Source organism: Nitrosopumilus maritimus SCM1, from assembly GCF_000018465.1.
In the GTDB taxonomy this organism is placed as follows: Archaea; Thermoproteota; Nitrososphaeria; order Nitrososphaerales; family Nitrosopumilaceae; genus Nitrosopumilus; species Nitrosopumilus maritimus.
This window is the reverse complement of the sequence record NC_010085.1, coordinates 1,541,468-1,558,232: the sequence shown is the minus strand read 5'-3', so window position 1 is coordinate 1,558,232 and position 16,765 is coordinate 1,541,468. Positions and strand designations below refer to the sequence as shown.

18 protein-coding genes are annotated in these 16,765 nt (G+C 35.8%); 13 read left to right on the top strand and 5 right to left on the bottom strand.

Annotation, left to right across the window (positions count from 1 at the left end):
• Positions 1-55: 55 nt before the first annotated feature.
• Together NMAR_RS09075 and NMAR_RS09070 are read left to right on the top strand one after the other, a co-directional pair.
• Positions 56-832 (top strand): sulfurtransferase, encoded by a 777-nt coding sequence (locus NMAR_RS09075; protein WP_012216079.1) that lies wholly within the window; start codon positions 56-58, stop codon positions 830-832.
• 3 nt (positions 833-835) lie between these two features.
• Entirely contained in the window at positions 836-1,477 is a 642-nt protein-coding gene (locus tag NMAR_RS09070) for a nitroreductase family protein (RefSeq protein WP_012216078.1), read from the top strand.
• Positions 1,478-1,479: 2 nt separating this feature from the next.
• Here the strand turns inward: NMAR_RS09070 and NMAR_RS09065 are convergent, their stop codons facing one another.
• The gene (locus tag NMAR_RS09065) at positions 1,480-2,472 is read right to left on the bottom strand and encodes a GAF domain-containing protein (protein ID WP_012216077.1); all 993 of its coding nucleotides are present in this window, start codon (positions 2,470-2,472) and stop codon (positions 1,480-1,482) included.
• Positions 2,473-2,762: 290 nt separating this feature from the next.
• Here NMAR_RS09065 and NMAR_RS09060 point away from each other — a divergent pair, with 290 nt between their 5' ends.
• The gene (locus tag NMAR_RS09060) at positions 2,763-3,539 is read left to right on the top strand and encodes a hypothetical protein (RefSeq protein WP_012216076.1); all 777 of its coding nucleotides are present in this window, start codon (positions 2,763-2,765) and stop codon (positions 3,537-3,539) included.
• 17 nt (positions 3,540-3,556) lie between these two features.
• Here the strand turns inward: NMAR_RS09060 and NMAR_RS09055 are convergent, their stop codons facing one another.
• A complete protein-coding gene (locus tag NMAR_RS09055; RefSeq protein ID WP_012216075.1) occupies positions 3,557-5,656 on the bottom strand; it encodes a V-type ATP synthase subunit I in 2,100 nt (699 codons plus the stop codon).
• Positions 5,657-5,745: 89 nt separating this feature from the next.
• On the opposite strand from NMAR_RS09055, the gene NMAR_RS09050 reads away from it, so the two are divergent.
• The 6 genes from NMAR_RS09050 to NMAR_RS09030 are packed head-to-tail and all read left to right on the top strand — an operon-like array spanning position 5,746 to position 10,630.
• Entirely contained in the window at positions 5,746-6,342 is a 597-nt protein-coding gene (locus NMAR_RS09050; protein ID WP_012216074.1) for a V-type ATP synthase subunit E, read from the top strand.
• Position 6,343: 1 nt separating this feature from the next.
• Entirely contained in the window at positions 6,344-8,122 is a 1,779-nt protein-coding gene (locus tag NMAR_RS09045; RefSeq protein ID WP_012216073.1) for a V-type ATP synthase subunit A, read from the top strand.
• Positions 8,119-9,504: a V-type ATP synthase subunit B gene (locus NMAR_RS09040; RefSeq protein ID WP_012216072.1), complete on the top strand. Its 1,386-nt coding sequence runs from the start codon at positions 8,119-8,121 to the stop codon at positions 9,502-9,504. Before NMAR_RS09045 ends, NMAR_RS09040 begins: the two co-directional genes overlap by 4 nt.
• Before the next feature lie 4 nt (positions 9,505-9,508).
• Complete coding sequence (locus NMAR_RS09035) at positions 9,509-10,138, top strand: V-type ATP synthase subunit D (protein WP_012216071.1); 630 nt, start codon at positions 9,509-9,511, stop codon at positions 10,136-10,138.
• Between the two features lie 2 nt (positions 10,139-10,140).
• Positions 10,141-10,272 carry a hypothetical protein gene (locus NMAR_RS10050; RefSeq protein WP_274377690.1) on the top strand — a complete coding sequence of 44 codons (132 nt, stop codon included), beginning with the start codon at positions 10,141-10,143 and terminating at the stop codon, positions 10,270-10,272.
• A 49-nt stretch (positions 10,273-10,321) separates the two neighbouring features.
• A complete protein-coding gene (locus NMAR_RS09030) occupies positions 10,322-10,630 on the top strand; it encodes an ATP synthase subunit C (RefSeq protein ID WP_012216070.1) in 309 nt (102 codons plus the stop codon).
• 35 nt (positions 10,631-10,665) lie between these two features.
• Here the strand turns inward: NMAR_RS09030 and pyrI are convergent, their stop codons facing one another.
• Positions 10,666-11,127, bottom strand: coding sequence for an aspartate carbamoyltransferase regulatory subunit (gene pyrI, locus NMAR_RS09025; RefSeq protein ID WP_012216069.1), 462 nt, complete (start codon positions 11,125-11,127; stop codon positions 10,666-10,668).
• A gap of 41 nt (positions 11,128-11,168) precedes the next feature.
• Between pyrI and pyrB the strand changes: the two genes are divergently transcribed.
• From pyrB to NMAR_RS09005, 4 genes are all read left to right on the top strand, one after another.
• Positions 11,169-12,098 (top strand): aspartate carbamoyltransferase, encoded by a 930-nt coding sequence (gene pyrB / locus NMAR_RS09020; protein WP_012216068.1) that lies wholly within the window; start codon positions 11,169-11,171, stop codon positions 12,096-12,098.
• A 41-nt stretch (positions 12,099-12,139) separates the two neighbouring features.
• A complete protein-coding gene (locus NMAR_RS09015; protein WP_148680250.1) occupies positions 12,140-12,850 on the top strand; it encodes an LON peptidase substrate-binding domain-containing protein in 711 nt (236 codons plus the stop codon).
• An 18-nt stretch (positions 12,851-12,868) separates the two neighbouring features.
• A complete protein-coding gene (locus NMAR_RS09010) occupies positions 12,869-14,242 on the top strand; it encodes a PEFG-CTERM sorting domain-containing protein (protein WP_012216066.1) in 1,374 nt (457 codons plus the stop codon).
• Positions 14,243-14,306: 64 nt separating this feature from the next.
• Entirely contained in the window at positions 14,307-15,626 is a 1,320-nt protein-coding gene (locus tag NMAR_RS09005) for a Cdc6/Cdc18 family protein (protein ID WP_012216065.1), read from the top strand.
• A gap of 54 nt (positions 15,627-15,680) precedes the next feature.
• Here NMAR_RS09005 and NMAR_RS09000 read toward each other — a convergent pair whose 3' ends face one another.
• Positions 15,681-16,010: a YnfA family protein gene (locus tag NMAR_RS09000; protein ID WP_012216064.1), complete on the bottom strand. Its 330-nt coding sequence runs from the start codon at positions 16,008-16,010 to the stop codon at positions 15,681-15,683.
• Complete coding sequence (locus NMAR_RS08995) at positions 15,998-16,363, bottom strand: YnfA family protein (protein ID WP_012216063.1); 366 nt, start codon at positions 16,361-16,363, stop codon at positions 15,998-16,000. The genes NMAR_RS09000 and NMAR_RS08995 overlap by 13 nt, the downstream gene beginning before the upstream one ends.
• Between the last annotated feature and the right edge of the window lie 402 nt (positions 16,364-16,765).

The window sequence follows — 16,765 nt, the reverse complement described above, 5'->3', positions numbered from 1 at the left end:
CTTCTTTTTATTATTCAATCCAAATCAATTTAGATTTGATCATTTTACCTAAATCATGTTAATCTCAACTGATGAACTAAATTCCATCCTTGGTGATCCTAATCTCATTCTAGCTGACACTCGTTCCTTCAAAGAATATTCTGAGGGCCATATCCCTGGAGCAGTTCATTTGGATTTGTTTGCATTTCACTGGATTGATACTACAAAACAAGGAATTGATAACTTCAATAATCAGTCAAAATCTCTATTGTCTTTTCTTGGAGTGGCTCCTGAAAAAAAAGTCATCTTTTATGATTCAATTTCTGGAATGCTTGCAGCTAGAGGAGTATGGATGTTGATGTATTTTTCTCATCAAAATGTCATGATGCTTGATGGGGGAATTACAAAGTGGCAAAAAGAAAATCTTGCAGTTGAGACAAAACCAAACGGATTCAAACCATCTGATTTTTCAGGCAAAATCAATTCTGAGATAATTTCAGGATTTGAATACATTCGAGATAATCTTGATAATGTGAAAATCCTTGATGCCCGCTCGCCTGGAGAATATGATGGAAGTACAGTTCGAGCTGCTCAATCAGGTCATATCCCAAATGCCATCAATATTGATTGGAGTCAAAACCTCAAAGAAGATGGGACTTTCAAAAGCGATGAAGAATTATCAAAAATGTATGATTTTCCAAAAGACACTGAAATTGTGACATACTGCCAAGGAGCATATAGGGCAGCCAACTCTTTTTTGGTTTTAAAAAAACTAGGATTCTCAAACATCAAGGTCTATCTGGGGTCTTGGGGAGAATGGGGAAATCGATTAGATCTTCCTGTAGAAAAATAATCTTTGCAAAAACCAATTAATGTTGCAAAATTAATCAAAATTATGGAAACCTTTGATGCAATCAAAGAGCGTCGTTCAGTAAAGCACTATGATCCAAATCATAAACTCTCTGAAGATGAGATTGAAAAATTACTGTCTCTAGCAGTTTTATCTCCTACCTCATTTAACATGCAAAACTGGAGATTTGTCTTGGTAAAAGATTCTGAAATACGAAAGCAGATTCGTTCTGCATCATGGGATCAGGCTCAGGTGACAGATTCCTCGCTATTATTGGTACTTTGTGCTGATTTGAAATCTTGGAAAAAAGATCCTGCTCAATATTGGAAGGATGCTCCAAAGGAAGCTCGTGACTTTTTGGTTCCTGCAATGGGGATGTTTTACGAAGGAAAAGAGCAATTGCAAAGAGATGAGGCAATGAGGTCTTGTGGAATTGCAGCTCAGACCATAATGCTTGCTGCCAAAGCTATGGGATATGACTCAAATCCTATGATTGGATTTGATCCAGAAAAAGTTGCACAACTAATCAATTTACCAAAAGATCATGTGATAACTATGATGGTAGTAATTGGCAAGCAAGTCAAACCGGCTATGCCTCGTGGTGGACAACTTCCATTAGACAAAGTTGTCTTTACTGATAGATTCTAAATTCATTCAGAAAGAAAATCTTTTGTTTCAAAAAATCCTGTTAATTCCTTTGATATTTGGTCTGAAAACATGCCTAAAATCTCAAAATCTGAAGGTGAGAATTGTTTTTTGCTAAACAAAGCAAGTACTGCAACTACTTTTTTGTTATACATCAAAGGATAACCTGCAAATGATTTGAGTTTCTCTTTTTTTGCCCAATCATGATATTTTATTCTTGGATCATGTATTACATCATTTGAAACAATTGGTTTTTTCGTAGTAACTATTGCTCCTATCTTTAGTGATTTTATTGGAACTTTGGAAAACTCACCTTTCACATTTTTGTATTTTCCTGCACTAAATCGTAAAATTAATGATTTCTCAGATTTATCTACAAACCAAACTCTGGCAAATGTTGCATCAAAATATTTTACCAGACTTTCTACTATGGACTGAAGTCTTTCATTTAATGTATCATATTTTTTTATTTGTTGAAGTATATTCCAAGCTTGAAGCTTCTTTTCATTAACGTGTTCTTGATCAAAAATAGTGTATGGGGTATTTTTGACTAAATTTGATTCATAAGATCTGTAATCTGATATCAGTTCAGAAAATTTGTTTAAGAAATTATTTGTCTCTAAATCAAACTGTTCAACAGAATCAAAAATAAAATGACAAATCCAATCAAAATCTCCATTTAATCTGCTTGAATATGTACAAAAGTGTGATTCATTAACATACTCTGTTAATCTGTTGATCAATTCAGGTGTGTCTTTAGTAAATTTGAATTTCAAAACTATTGTACGATTAACTTTTTCTGAAATTAGTTCTGGATTTAATGTAACAGAATAACCTACAACTGTATTATTTTTTTCTAATCGTTGTAATCTGTGTCTTATTCCTCTATCTGTTATATGGTAATTCATATTTTGTAAAATCTTTGTAATATCTTTAGATGATCTTCTGGCATTCTTTCCTAATTCTGTTAGAATAATTTTATCAATCTCATCTACCATGATTCAAATGCTGATTGCTATTAATTATGATTTTCCGAATTGGACATATTTTGCATAATTTAGATAATTGAACCTATTTTATTGTCCAATCTGGACATTTATGAAAAAATATCTTTCCGTGAAAAATATATCCATTCCTGTGTATATTATATCATGATTTCAAGTAAAAATTGCCTGAAATGTGGTTCGCAAAACATTACCTTTGATGATGATAAGTTCTCTTGTGGAAATTGTGGATTATCTTTTTGTAGCTTTACAATGGCAAAAAATATGGGAGATGTAGTTAACGAATGAATTTATTCCATGTTTCATTAATAGTCAGTTTTACAATTTTGTTCTCAGTAATTGTTGTAGATGATGCATTTGGAACTTATAGAGAATCAAGAGATACTGTAAAAATCAGTCAAACAAATGAATATGCAAATTATGTTCATTTCCAACCAGAATGGAAGAGTTATCCTAGAAATCTGATTGTTGATGTTACAACAACATGGGACCGTGAAGTAGTTCCTGGAGAAGAAGAACAATCTGATATTACTAAACATGGTGCAAAACAAAGACAAAATGGCCTTCAGTATGTTAACAATAAACCTGTAGTTGCAGTACAATATGATTATAGGGATTGTGAATCCCAATGGTTTCATTATGCAAAGACTGGCCTTGATTTTCTTGGATACAATCTAAACTTCTTTGAAGAAGAATCTTCTATTCCTAATTCTGCTTATTCAGATGAATCTCAAAAACAAAAACTTCAAAATGGATTTGCACAATTTGTTCCAATTTGCACCTCCAAAGAATCAACAAACTACGAATACACAGTATCTGTTAATGATAAAACCATAGGATTTGATGTGTATTTTGTACCCTCTCCTGTTCAACAATGGTACTATTTTCTCTTTCCTGAAAATTTTGAACATTACTCTAATGATGGATGTTTTGCAAACAACTTCCAAAAGTTTTCAGGAGAATGCAGCGGAGTTGATAAGAATAGTGGATTGTTAATTGTAGTTCCTGATGAATTGTCAAGACCTATGACAAAGATATCTGTTAGTCTTGTAGAAATATAGATTCTTTTTTTAAAATTTTATTTTCTTTTCCAAATGAATTGGTTGTAAATCAATTCTGGTCTAACTTGTCTAAATGGTTGTGCACCACCATCATACCATTTTGTAAAGTATTCGTACAAGTGCAACCTGAGTGACTGGATATACACAATCAATCCTTCAATCATCATGATTCCCAAGTTTCCTCCAATAATCATTGCCCATGCACCAAATGATTCGGAACCGCCAAGTGAATTGAATGCATTATTTACTGTCAGCAACAGTGCTGCGTGCACCAGTAGCATAATTCCGAGTCGAGCATAACTAATTGTGTGAGCTAAACTTTCTACTGTCTTACCAAGGAATACTTCCATTACGACATTTGCCGCCGAACCTCCATCCTCTGGATGTTTCTTTGCATGCATTATTCCTCCAACCATCATCATTGCCATAGATGCAATTACAATTACTACTGCAATTCTTGTAACAATCCAAACTTGTGCCCAATCTCCTAGGAATATTGTAACCCAAGGAACAGCTTCTGTGTGGACTTTGGAATACATGTTCATTACATCATATTGTGAACCGATTGCACACATCATGATAACTACAATACCGCCATAGAGTGTGATGTTTGGAATTGCTTCCAAGTACATGACAATCTTGTGACCTTCTCTAGCTAATCTTCTAATTCTGAGAATCATTGCCCAAACCAAATGGATGATTCCAATGAACAATGAAACTTTGAGAATATTGATTACTTGTTCAAATGATAATTCTGCAACACTAAGGATACCAACTATGAAACTAACTGGGTATAGTGGTCCTCCTTCTGCTAATAGTCCCTTGAATGGTTCAAAGTAATATATGTGATATCCAAACGCTTCTCCTGCACCAACACCTGCAATAGCAGATGCTGCTCCAGAAATTGCAATGAGCATTCCCCATCTAGAGAGATTACCTTGTCCTTTGAATTTGAATAATAATCCCATTCCCATCAAGAGCAATCCGTGACCTGTATCTGCAAACATCAGTCCGTAGAAAATTGGCCACATTAGGGCAATCATTGGTGTAGGATCTGCTTCTCCCTTTCTTGGAATTCCTTGACTTTCTGTGATTACTTCAAAAGTTCTAACGAATTTTTTATTATCAAATAATGTTGGAACTTGTTCTTGATGTTTAGGATCTGTAATCTCTTCAGTTACTGAAGTCCATTGACTTGTAATATTCTTGAACTTCTCTTCCATCTTACTTGGGATGAATCCTTGGATAAGTGCAAAATGTTTAGTTCCACCTGGTTTTCTCAAAGTCTCAAGAACATCTTTTGCAACAAGTGCTTCTTCGTGTAATACCAGAATATCGCGTCTGATGTTCTTTGTGATTTTTGCAAGCTGTTTTGCAATTTGTGCCTGTTTTGCTGTAAGTTCTTTTAGTTTTGCCTCAGCAGTGGCATATGCCTCTGATGGAATCTGTGACATGCCATCAGGAATGGAAAATGGATTTGCGTTGAATCCTCTAAGTACTTTTAGTGCTTTTTCTGAATCATCAATTCCACAAATTACCAAGACTGCGGCTTTGTCTTTACTTTCTAAATCATATTTGTAAAATGTAATGCCTTCTAATGCTCTGCTAATTTCTTCATAGTCTCCAGAGTCTATCACAAAGAGATTTGTGTAGAAATACTTCATCAATCCAAATCCTGAAAGATCAATGTTGAGTTTTTTAGCAATTTCGAGAGTCTCTTTTAATGAACGATATTCTTCAATTCCTCGTTTTGTGTCTGCTTGCTCTTCTAGAAGTTTTGCTGGCTCGTCAATAACTGATGGAGTCTTCTTTTTGAGATCCTCTACCAAGTCCTCAATTTCTCCAATCTCATAATCCTTCTTTTTGATCATAGTTCCTTTGAACAAAATCTCTAGAATTCCTACAGTTGGTGGGACTCCTAGTCCTTTAACTACATCATCAATTGATTGGTAGGTTTTTTGTGCCTCTAACAGAAGATCATCGATTTCTGGTGTGACTAAGTCATTTTCAGTATCGATTTTATGAAACCATTCAAACTCTGTTAGTCTGGAAATTGCTCTTGGAGACTCGCTTCTTGGTAAAATTACACTTCCAAGTTTCAGATCGGCTACTACCAAGATAATCCAACGGTAACTCCTTTGATTTTAATATCTTTCTGAATTGCAATTCCCAAACATTAAAATCTATTACGGATTTACGCGACTCATTGGCAAATTCTGCTTTAGAGACCACTATTAGCAAAATTCTTGAACAAACTGAAAAGTCCGTCATTTCAAACGTTGAATCTGCCCTAAATGAATCTCTGAAAACCCTTGATGATTCTGTTCCTAAACTAGAACAAGAATTTGATAAAATCATCGCAGATGGAAAGAAAGAAGCCGATAAAATTGAAAAACAAATCATGGGAAGTGCCGATATTGAGGCTAGAAATAAGCAATTAATGGCATTAGAAGATGCAGTCGATAAGGTATTTTCAAAAGCACTTGAACAAATTGCAAATGCTGATCGCAGTGGTGATTATTCTAATTTGATTAAAACAATGATTACAGAAGCAACCCAAATTTTGGGAACTTCAGAAATTACAGTTACTACAAATGCCAAAGACAAAGATGTAGTTCAATCAACTTTGTCACAATTCCCAGGATCTGAATTATCTTCTGATACAATTGATTGTCTTGGTGGAGTTGTTGTAAAATCAAAAGATGGTGCAATGACATTTGACAATACGATCGATGCAAGAATTGAACGTCTGAAGCCTTTAATAAGGAAAGAGATTGCATCCAAATTCGGGGTAGGAGAATAAGATGGCAGCTCAAGGTAGAATTGTTTGGGTAAGTGGACCTGCAGTTAGAGCAGACGGTATGTCTGAAGCAAAAATGTATGAAACTGTAACTGTCGGCGATTCAAAATTAGTCGGTGAAGTAATTAGATTAACCGGAGATGTAGCATTCATTCAAGTTTACGAATCAACCAGTGGACTAAAACCAGGTGAACCAGTAATTGGTACTGGAAACCCACTTAGTGTTTTGTTAGGTCCTGGAATTATTGGACAACTTTATGATGGAATTCAAAGACCACTAAGAGCATTATCAGAAGCTTCTGGTTCCTTTATCGGAAGAGGTATTACAACTACTCCAGTTGACATGGCCAAAAAATATCACTTTGTCCCATCAGTTAGTAATGGTGATGAAGTAGCAGCAGGAAATGTAATTGGCGTTGTTCAAGAAACTGATCTTATTGAGCACTCTATCATGGTTCCACCAGACCACAAAGGTGGAAAAATTTCAAACTTAGTATCAGAAGGAGATTATGATTTAGAAACTGTATTAGCAACAACTGAGGGAGAAGGTGAAACTGTCGAACTCAAAATGTATCACAGATGGCCTGTAAGAAAACCACGTCCATACAAGAACCGATACGATCCAACAGTTCCACTACTCACCGGACAACGTGTAATTGACACATTCTTCCCAATTGCAAAAGGAGGAACAGGTTCAATCCCAGGTGCATTTGGAACAGGAAAGACTGTTACACTTCACCAAATTGCAAAATGGGCAGATTCCCAAGTTGTAGTTTACATCGGTTGTGGTGAGAGAGGAAACGAAATGACAGAAGTACTTGTGGAGTTCCCACACCTCAAAGACCCACGTAGTGGAAAACCACTCATGGACAGAACAGTACTTGTTGCAAATACCAGTAACATGCCGGTAGCAGCAAGAGAAGCAAGTATCTACACTGGTGTCACAATTGCAGAATATTACAGAGATATGGGTAAAGACGTTGTACTTGTAGCAGATTCAACAAGTAGATGGGCCGAAGCACTCAGAGAGATGAGTGGTAGACTAGAAGAGATGCCAGCAGAAGAAGGCTATCCATCATATCTTGCATCAAGATTAGCAGAATTCTATGAAAGAGCAGGTCGTGTTAGAGCAGCAGGAAGTCCAGACCGTGATGGTTCTGTAACTTTGATTGGTGCTGTTTCACCATCTGGTGGTGACTTTACAGAACCAGTTACAACTCACACCATGAGATTTATCAAAACATTCTGGGCTTTGGATGCAAAACTAGCATACTCTAGACACTATCCATCAATTAACTGGATGAACAGCTATTCTGGTTATCTTGCAGACATTGCAAAGTGGTGGGGTGAGAACATCAACGAAGACTGGCTAAGTCTTAGAAGTGAAGTTTATGGTGTCTTACAAAGAGAAGATACACTAAAAGAAATTGTCAGACTCTTAGGACCTGAAGCACTTCCAGATGAAGAAAAATTAATTCTTGAAGTTGCAAGAATGGTAAAGATTGGTCTCTTACAACAAAACTCATTTGATGATGTTGACACTTATTGTAGCCCAGAGAAACAATACAAGTTAATGAAATTACTAGTTGACTTTTACAAGAAAGGTCAACAAGCAATCAAGGAAGGAACTCCTCTTGCAGATATTCGTGCAATGAAAAGTATCACAACACTTCTCAAAGCAAGAATGGATGTCAAAGATGATGAGATGCCAAAACTTGATCAACTAGATGCAGACATGCAAGAAGAATTCAAATCAATTACAGGAGTGAAAGTATCAAATTGACAGCAGAAGGCGGAGTTCAATACAGTAAGATTGCAGAAATCAAAGGTCCTCTAGTTATTGTAGATGATGTTGAGAATGCAGCATTTGACGAATTAGTTGAAGTTGAAACTAAAGACGGTGAAAGAAGATTAGGTAAAGTTCTCGAAGTTGGAAACGGTAAAGCAATCGTCCAAGTCTTTGAGGGAACTACTGGATTATCCATTGCTGCAACAAATGCAAAATTTGTCGGCAAAGTTATGGAGATGCCAGTTTCAAGAGAAGTACTTGGTAGAGTCTTTGATGGTTTAGGCAGACCAAAAGACGGACTGCCAGATCCTATTGCTGATCAATTTATTGACATTAACGGTGAACCAATGAACCCAGAACAACGTGAATATCCAAAAGACTTCATCCAAACTGGTGTTTCAGTAATTGATGGAATGATTACTCTTGTAAGAGGACAAAAACTTCCAATCTTTTCAGGTTCTGGTATGTCACACAACCTCTTAGCAGCTCAAATTGCAAGACAAGCAAGTGTAATTGGTACACAAGATGATTTCGCTGTAGTCTTTGCAGCAATTGGTGTGCAATACAGTGAAGCAGAATATTTCAGAAGAAGTCTTGAAGAGTCTGGCGCTCTAAAAAGAAGTGTTCTTTTCTTAAACACAGCAGACGATCCTGCAATTGAGAGAATTATTACTCCTCGTGTTGCATTAACTGTCGCTGAATATTTGGCATTTGAATTAGGAATGCACGTACTAGTTATTCTTACAGATATGACAAACTATGCAGAAGCACTCAGAGAGATTAGTGCTGCAAGAGAAGAAGTACCTGGAAGAAAAGGTTATCCTGGTTATCTTTACACTGACCTTTCAACAATCTATGAAAGAGCAGGAAAACTAAACGGAAAGAAAGGTAGTGTTACACAAGTTCCAATCTTGTCAATGCCTTCTGATGATATTACTCACCCAATTCCTGACCTTACTGGTTACATTACAGAAGGACAAATTGTACTTGGTAGAGATTTGTTCAGACAAGGAGTCTATCCACCAGTAAACATCTTGATGAGTCTCTCAAGACTGATGAAAGACGGTATTGGTGAAGGAAGTACCAGAGCAGATCATGGTGAAATTTCAAATCAAGTTTATGATGCATATTCTAGAGCACAAGAAGTCAGAGCACTTGCAGGAATTGTAGGTAAAGCAGGACTTACTGAAATCGATTTGAAATACATGGATGTCGGTGATGTCTTTGAAAATGAATTCCTTTCACAAGCAACTGATGAGAATAGAACCATTGAAGAGACATTAGGTATCTTATGGAAGATTGTATCTAAACTACCAAGAAACGAAATTACAAAAATCAAAGATAAGTACGTAGATCAATATTACAAGGAAGAGTAGCAAAATGTCATTTGGACAAAATGTTGCTGCAACAAAAATTGAACTTTTCAAATACAAAAAATCTAGTCAAGTAGCCGTAATGGTGCAGAAAATTCTAGATGACAAGCGTAAAGTTCTCCTAAAAAACATCGAAGAGATGATTGAAGAAGCCTCAAAAGCTAGAGGTGGAATATGGGAACCGCTCCAAGACATCTACAGTTCTGTAAATGAAGCATACTTGGCATTAGGTTCTTCAACTGTAGACTCTGTTGCCGAATCCACTCCTTCAGTAATGGAAGTAGATGTAAATGTCAGAAGAGTCGTTGATGTAAAAATTCCTGCACTATCTGTTACTGAAAAAGATACAAAATCAATGCCATATGGTTTTGCTGATACAAACTCTTCAATTGATAGAGCAGCAAAACAGATCAAAGAGCTTTTGCCAAAAATCTGTAAAGCCGCAGAATATGAAAATTCAATTTTCAGTCTTGCAAAAGCATTAGAAAAAACTCAGAAATTACTAAACGCACTTGAAAACGTCATTATTCCTCAGTATCAACAAAAAGTAAGATTCATCATAGCCACTCTTGAGGAAAGAGAAAGAGAGGAATTCGCAAAGTTAAAAAAAGTGAAGGCTAAGATGGAGAGTAGATAATAATGGGCAAAGAAGAAATTAAGAAAATTGTTGAAGATTCTAAACACTCCCTAGAAAGCGAACATGAAAATTTTGCACAGTCTGTTAAAGACGATCTAAGTTCTTTCAAAAAGAAAGCACTAGAAAAAGTATAATCCAATCTCACCATGATTTAAATATGGACTTTGAGGAGGCACATCATCCATGAAAACTATAGTCTTGTTACTTATGGCAGCAGCTGTAATTTCTATTTCAGGATCTACTAGTATTGCATATGCAGCAGAAGGAGATGCAGCAGCAAGTTCAGACTCTTTGAAGATTCTCGGTGCTGGTCTAGCATTTGGTCTTGCAGCATTTGGTGCAGGTATTGGTCTTGGTCAAGTAGGTGCAGCAGGTCTTGCAGTCATTAGTGAGAACCCAGCTTTACAATCTAAGGTGTTCATCTTCGTAGGTATGGTCGAATCAATCGCAATCTACGGTATAGTTATGATGTTTATCATCTTAGGACAATAGTCCTAAACAACATATTTTTCAATTTTTAAAATTTTTTAATTATATTTTAGCTGATTTACGTCTAGCACTCTAGAACAATATCTACACTTGAGAACCCGTCCTTCTTTGTCAATAACATCCATGATTGATTCGATATGCTCAGTACTGTTTGTTACACAATCAGGGTTTGAGCATCGAAATATCCTATCAATCTCATTTGGTAGTGAAACTCTTCTCTTCTCTACCAACTTGTAGTCCTTGATCATGTTGATGGTTGCCTTTGGTGCAATTACTGCCAACTTGTTAGTATCATCATCTTTTAGAAACTTGTTTTCAACTTTGATGATGTCTTTTTTCTTAAATTTGCCACTTGGAACGTTGAGGGCTATGGTGATAAGACTGCCATCACTTCCATCAATTCTAAGGGCATTAAGTACCTGAATACCCTTGCCTTCATCAATGTGATCAATTACAGTGCCTTCTTTGATTCGTCGAACCATAAGTTCGGACTGTTCCATCAGAATACTTTGTATACCCACCTGTATATATCATTGAGAGAATGAACGAGTTCTACCAAAAAGACATAATCTCAATTAAGGATTTTAGCAAGGATCAACTTGAACAAATCTTTCAATCAACTGATAAAATCATCTCACTTGACCCAATTGACAGAAGGGAGATTTGTAAGGGCAAAACTTTAGGATATTTGTTTTATGAACCAAGTACTAGAACTAGACTAAGTTTTGAAGCTGCGATGGCATCAATTGGAGGCAATTCTTTAGGAATCTCTGATATCACCTCATCTTCAACTCAAAAAGGAGAGAGTCTTGCAGACACAGTTAGAATCATCTCCATCTATTCTGATGCTATGGTTTTACGACACCCTCTTGATGGTTCTAGTAGATTTGCAGCTGAAGTTTCAGACAAACCCGTAATCAATGCTGGTAGTGGAACAGAAGAGCATCCAACACAAGCAATTCAAGACTTGTACACAATTAAAAAAGAAAAGAAAAAGATTGACAGATTAAAGATTGGAATTGTTGGTGACCTAAAATATGGAAGAACTGTTTACTCACTTTTGCATGGACTAGGAAACTATGATGTTGATGTTAGATTAATTTCCCCTGAATCATTACGAATTAGATCAGACTCTACTTATGAAATCAAACAAAAATTAGATTATACTGAATCAACTAACATTGAAGACCACATTGATGAATTAGATGTTCTATATGTTACAAGAATCCAAAAAGAGAGATTCCCTGATGAGGAAGAATATCTCAAAGTAAAGGGAAGCTATGTTGTCGGATTGGATTTGCTAAAACAAATGAAAGATGATAGCATAATTTTGCATCCTCTTCCAAGAATTGATGAAATCTCAACTGATGTTGACAAAACAAAAAATGCAAAATATTTCGAGCAAGCCGAATATGGAAAGTACACTCGAGCTGCATTATTGGGCTTGACACTAAATGAGAATGGATTCTAGAATCCGTATTCCATATATCTAGAGACGTTTGAACATCATTGTTGGCAGAAACTAGAGTCATTCCAATTTTTCCATTGGACTTGGTCTTGTTCCCTAGACAAGAACTTCCTTTGAGAATTTTTGAGCCCCGCTACAAGCAGCTAGTTGATGACTGCATGCTAGGTGATGGTCAGTTTGGTGTATGTCTGATTGATGAGACAAATTCTGTTAGTGGTTGGAACTCTCCTAAAATGGTAGGAACCATTGCAAAAATTACAAAATGCTCAGACGTTGAAATGGATGGACTGCAACTCCACATTGAAACACTAGGCAGAAATTCATTTAGAATTAAAAAAATTATTCCACCTTCAATTCCTCAACCTGAAAACTATGATCCACTTTCAGTTGAAGGTCATCAACAAATCTCTGAGATACACGAAAAAATTGGAACCGAAGCAAAAATGTACATTCAAGCTGAAGTTGAAATGATTCCTGAAATTGATGAGAACATCTCACTAGAACAATGGGAAGAGCTAGTTGCTATGTGGAAGAAGAAGATTATCAAACAGGCATTGCCGCAAGTAGTTGACCCCCATTCATTAGAACATGTTTTAGAACAATACTATCTTACAACTGATACTCCTACAATTGATTACATCTATTCGCTATCTGCACTTGGCGCAAAAGATCCTAATGACTTGCAACCAATACTAGAGGCCACAACAATGGATGAATTACTTCAAAAGGTTGAAGAATTACTGACAATAAAATAACCCTTGATAAGATTTGATATGATGTCAATTACAAAACTTTCAATTTTGGCTCTAGCCGCATGTTTGCTGTTTCCAGCTAGTAGTGTTTATGGTCATGGATTGGGAATTGATACTATATCTTCAGTAGATGTTGCTGGAAAAGAAATCTCAATTTCAGTTGAGATGCCAATGTACTTTGAAAGTGAGCAAGAACAAATCACAATTACTGCAACTGACAAAGAGACAGACGAGCCTGCAAAAAATGTGACATTTCTCATTGGATTGTTCCATAGCAATGAGATGATTTTCAGAAACTACTTTTTCACAGAAAATGGTGTTTTACCAATAACTGTACTATCACAACAAGGATATGATAATTTTGTAATTAATGGAGAGCAAGATTCACTTTTGGGAGCATATCATGCAACTGAATCATCTCCAATAGAGATTGCAGGCCCCGTCTTTGATTCAGGTGGATTGTTTACTTTTGAGATTGAAGTTAGAACCATTGATGAGCCAACTAACATCATAGAAGATTCAGGTGTATATCGTGCAGATTTGACACTTGTTGAAACCACTTCTCATCCTCAAGAAGATACTGAAGGAAATGATGTAGAATTTAGAATGAAATCTTATTTTGATAAAATCCAAAATTTCCAATATGATCCTGCAACAAAACAAGTAACTTTTGAGATGCCTTTTGATTGGAGTGAGAACAGCATGTCTCACGTTACAGTTGTGCACGAAGAAGTACATTTTCCAAAACATTTCATTGAATTTTTGAGTCCTAGTTATTCAGGATACGCAAATGGAATTGAGTTGTTCAAAGCTTCAGTATCAATTGATGATTACACAGAAGAAGATGAGAGAATAGTTCACTTTGTTTTATTGCAAGACCATCTAAGATTCATAAAAAATGAGATGAAAAAATCTGATGAGCCACTACCAGACAATATTGTTTTCACTTTAACTACAAATGAAAAAATATCATTTCCATTAGAGGCATTTACAAAGAGTGAAGACTTCAAAGTAAACTTGTCATGGGATCCTATAGATCTTGAACCAGGAGTTGAAACAAACTTTGTCTTTACTATTAGAGACGGATGGACAAATGAACCTTTAAGAAATTCTGATTATTCTTTTGTAATCATTCAAAATGGAGCGGAGTTATACCGGGTATCTGGAACTGCAACAGTTGGTGGTGAATTTGAAAAATTCACATTTGCTGAAGACCAAACAGGTCCTACAACAATTAAATTTGAAAACATACGAAATACTGGACAAGAAACTGAGTTTGGAATAATGGTTGCACCTGAATTTGGTACTATTGCAATTTTGATACTTGTTGTTTCTATAATTGGAATAATTGTAATTGCCAGAAAATATGAGACTTTTTCTCTCATTAGGATGTAATTTTTGATAACTTTCCTCTAATCTAGGCATAAAAATTCCTCCAGTAATTATATATGAGTTTCTAGTGGAACATTATGTGGACAAAAAAGCGCTAGAGAAGATTGTAGGTGATGTACGTGCACAGAATTCTATATTTTCAGACAAGTCATTTCTTGACAATCTATCTGTCACAAACTCCATTATTGGAAGGGAATCTGAATCAAAGAAACTCGTAAAGTTCTTGCTATCTTATGAAAAGGGACTAGTTGTTCCACTTGTATCAATTTATGGAAGGAGTGGTTCAGGCAAGTCTACCATTGTTCAGTTTGTTTGCCAAAACTTGGATGTTGATTTTTGTTATGTCAATTTAAGAAAAGCAAAAACAGTTTTTGGATGCATTAATCTGATATTGTCTGAACTAGGCCATGAAAATCTCAAAAACGCTCAGGGCATGAATTATGCTTTTGGAATATTTGAGAAACTAATTTTACAAAAACTTGAAAAATCTGATAATTCTATTTTTGTATTATGTCTTGATGAATTTGATACGTTATTCTATGACAAACGAGGCAAGCCTTCGGACTTTGTTTACAAGATTGTTGTCCTAGTTGAAAAGCTTCGTACACTAAAAAGACACATGTGTATTGTAACTATATCAAACAAGGTATTATCTGAATTTAATTTAGATGACAGAGTAGTATCGAGAATTGGCACTTCTGAGATTTATTTTGATTCTTATTCTCAAAGTGATGTGTTAAAGATAATTCGTAATAGAGCAAAAAAATCATTTTTGAAAAAAATAGATGATGATGTTTTGCAGTATTGCGCTGATATCAGTTCTGAAGAGCACGGTGATGCAAGACGCGCAATTGATCTTCTAAGAACAAGCGGTGAGATTGCAGGAACTGAAAATGAAAAAATTTCAAAAAAACACGTGGATAAGGCAGTCTCCCAACTGCAAAAAAATCAAATAACTACTATCATCTCTGGAGGCTCGTATCATTTCAGGCTTGCATGTGCTGCACTCTCCAGACTCACATATATCAATGATGAAGGATGGCACAGCACATCTGATCTGTTCAAACAGTATCAGAAGATTATATCGCCTGATACTAGGCAGATATCCTATCGGAGGTTCTCTGAGATGCTAGTTGAATTGGTAAACTCTGGTATTGCAGTATCAAAGACAGAATCCAAGGGCAGACATGGATATGGCAGTCAGTTCAAACTTTCAGTTGATCCGGAACTAATTGGTAACTCTTGTTTTCCTGACTGGTGGCCTAGTGTTGTGGAATCAAAAAAGAAAAAAGAAGCTGCAGCACAAGCATCCAAACGACTCAAATTACTGTCTTCAGGAAGACGTAGTTCATCTTTAGGAAATTTGTATAGAACTCTTGGATTTTAAAAATTGATACTGTTTTAGTTAACAAAGAGGCGAGTTGTTGGTTGGTCTGTGAGCCTAACGTGGCCAGTAAAACATGATTGTAACACCAATCAAAACAACTACTGAACCAATCACTTCATATCTGTCTGGTCTTTTCTTGTCAACCCAGTATCCCCAAATTATTGATGATACGACAAAGATTCCGCCATAAGTAGCATAGACTTTGCCAAAATCTGCTGGCTGCAAAGTCATTACAATCCCATAAGAAAACAAGACCAAACCTCCAATTAATCCTAGAACTTTTCCTTTATGATCACGCAACCATTTCCATACCAAATATCCTCCGCCAATTTCCAAGAGTGCCGCAAAAAAGAACACTCCAACAGTTGATGCTACTTCAACCAAATCTTTTCTCCTTTTCTTGGATAGTAGAAAATCATCAAGACTCCAATTACTGCAATTATTGTCCCAATGATGTCATAGTTGTCAGGTTGTACACCGTCAATTAACCAACCCCAAAACACTGACATTACAATAAAGACTCCTCCATAAGCTGCATAGATTCTATGAAAGTGAGTTTTCTGAAATGTTGGAACTATTCCATACAAAAATAATACAAAACCACCAACTGCTCCTAATACAAAACCAAAATCTTCACGAATCCAGAGCCATACCAAATATCCTCCGCCAATCTCACAAAGACCGGCTAGAAAAAATAACAGAATCGAAGTAAAAAAATTCTTTGATTGCTCGCTCATTTAACATCAAAATGTAATAAAGATTCTATATTATAACTCTAGATTAAACAGGTAATCATTGAACGATTAAACAGTTAGGGAGAGATTAGTACAACTCTCAAACAACAACATCAATTCATTAGTGTCAAATTCCATTTTGTCTAATGATGAAATTAGAAAATCATTTTGATTATTGTAACGAAATATTACTGAGCATTCAAAAAACTCCAAAGTCAGTCAAAGAAATTTCTATTGAAACTAAAATCCAAATTACTACTGTTTACAAAATAATACGCCTTCTTGAAGACCATGAATTAGTGATATCTACAGGGATTCTTCACACACACGGAAAACGTCGCCTTTTTCAATGTAATGGCAGCTTCAAGTCAGTACATATACAACTGCATGGTATTTTTCAGATTG

Bases quoted from the DNA above. Each gene is read 5' to 3' on its own strand.
- NMAR_RS09075 (WP_012216079.1), top strand. From the start codon at position 56: ATGTTAATCTCAACTGATGAACTAAATTCCATCCTTGGTGATCCTAAT.
- NMAR_RS09065 (WP_012216077.1), bottom strand. From the start codon at position 2,472: ATGGTAGATGAGATTGATAAAATTATTCTAACAGAATTAGGAAAGAAT.
- NMAR_RS09060 (WP_012216076.1), top strand. From the start codon at position 2,763: ATGAATTTATTCCATGTTTCATTAATAGTCAGTTTTACAATTTTGTTC.
- NMAR_RS09045 (WP_012216073.1), top strand. From the start codon at position 6,344: ATGGCAGCTCAAGGTAGAATTGTTTGGGTAAGTGGACCTGCAGTTAGA.
- NMAR_RS09035 (WP_012216071.1), top strand. From the start codon at position 9,509: ATGTCATTTGGACAAAATGTTGCTGCAACAAAAATTGAACTTTTCAAA.
- NMAR_RS10050 (WP_274377690.1), top strand. From the start codon at position 10,141: ATGGGCAAAGAAGAAATTAAGAAAATTGTTGAAGATTCTAAACACTCC.
- NMAR_RS09030 (WP_012216070.1), top strand. From the start codon at position 10,322: ATGAAAACTATAGTCTTGTTACTTATGGCAGCAGCTGTAATTTCTATT.
- pyrI (WP_012216069.1), bottom strand. From the start codon at position 11,127: ATGGAACAGTCCGAACTTATGGTTCGACGAATCAAAGAAGGCACTGTA.
- pyrB (WP_012216068.1), top strand. From the start codon at position 11,169: ATGAACGAGTTCTACCAAAAAGACATAATCTCAATTAAGGATTTTAGC.
- NMAR_RS09010 (WP_012216066.1), top strand. From the start codon at position 12,869: ATGATGTCAATTACAAAACTTTCAATTTTGGCTCTAGCCGCATGTTTG.
- NMAR_RS08995 (WP_012216063.1), bottom strand. From the start codon at position 16,363: ATGAGCGAGCAATCAAAGAATTTTTTTACTTCGATTCTGTTATTTTTT.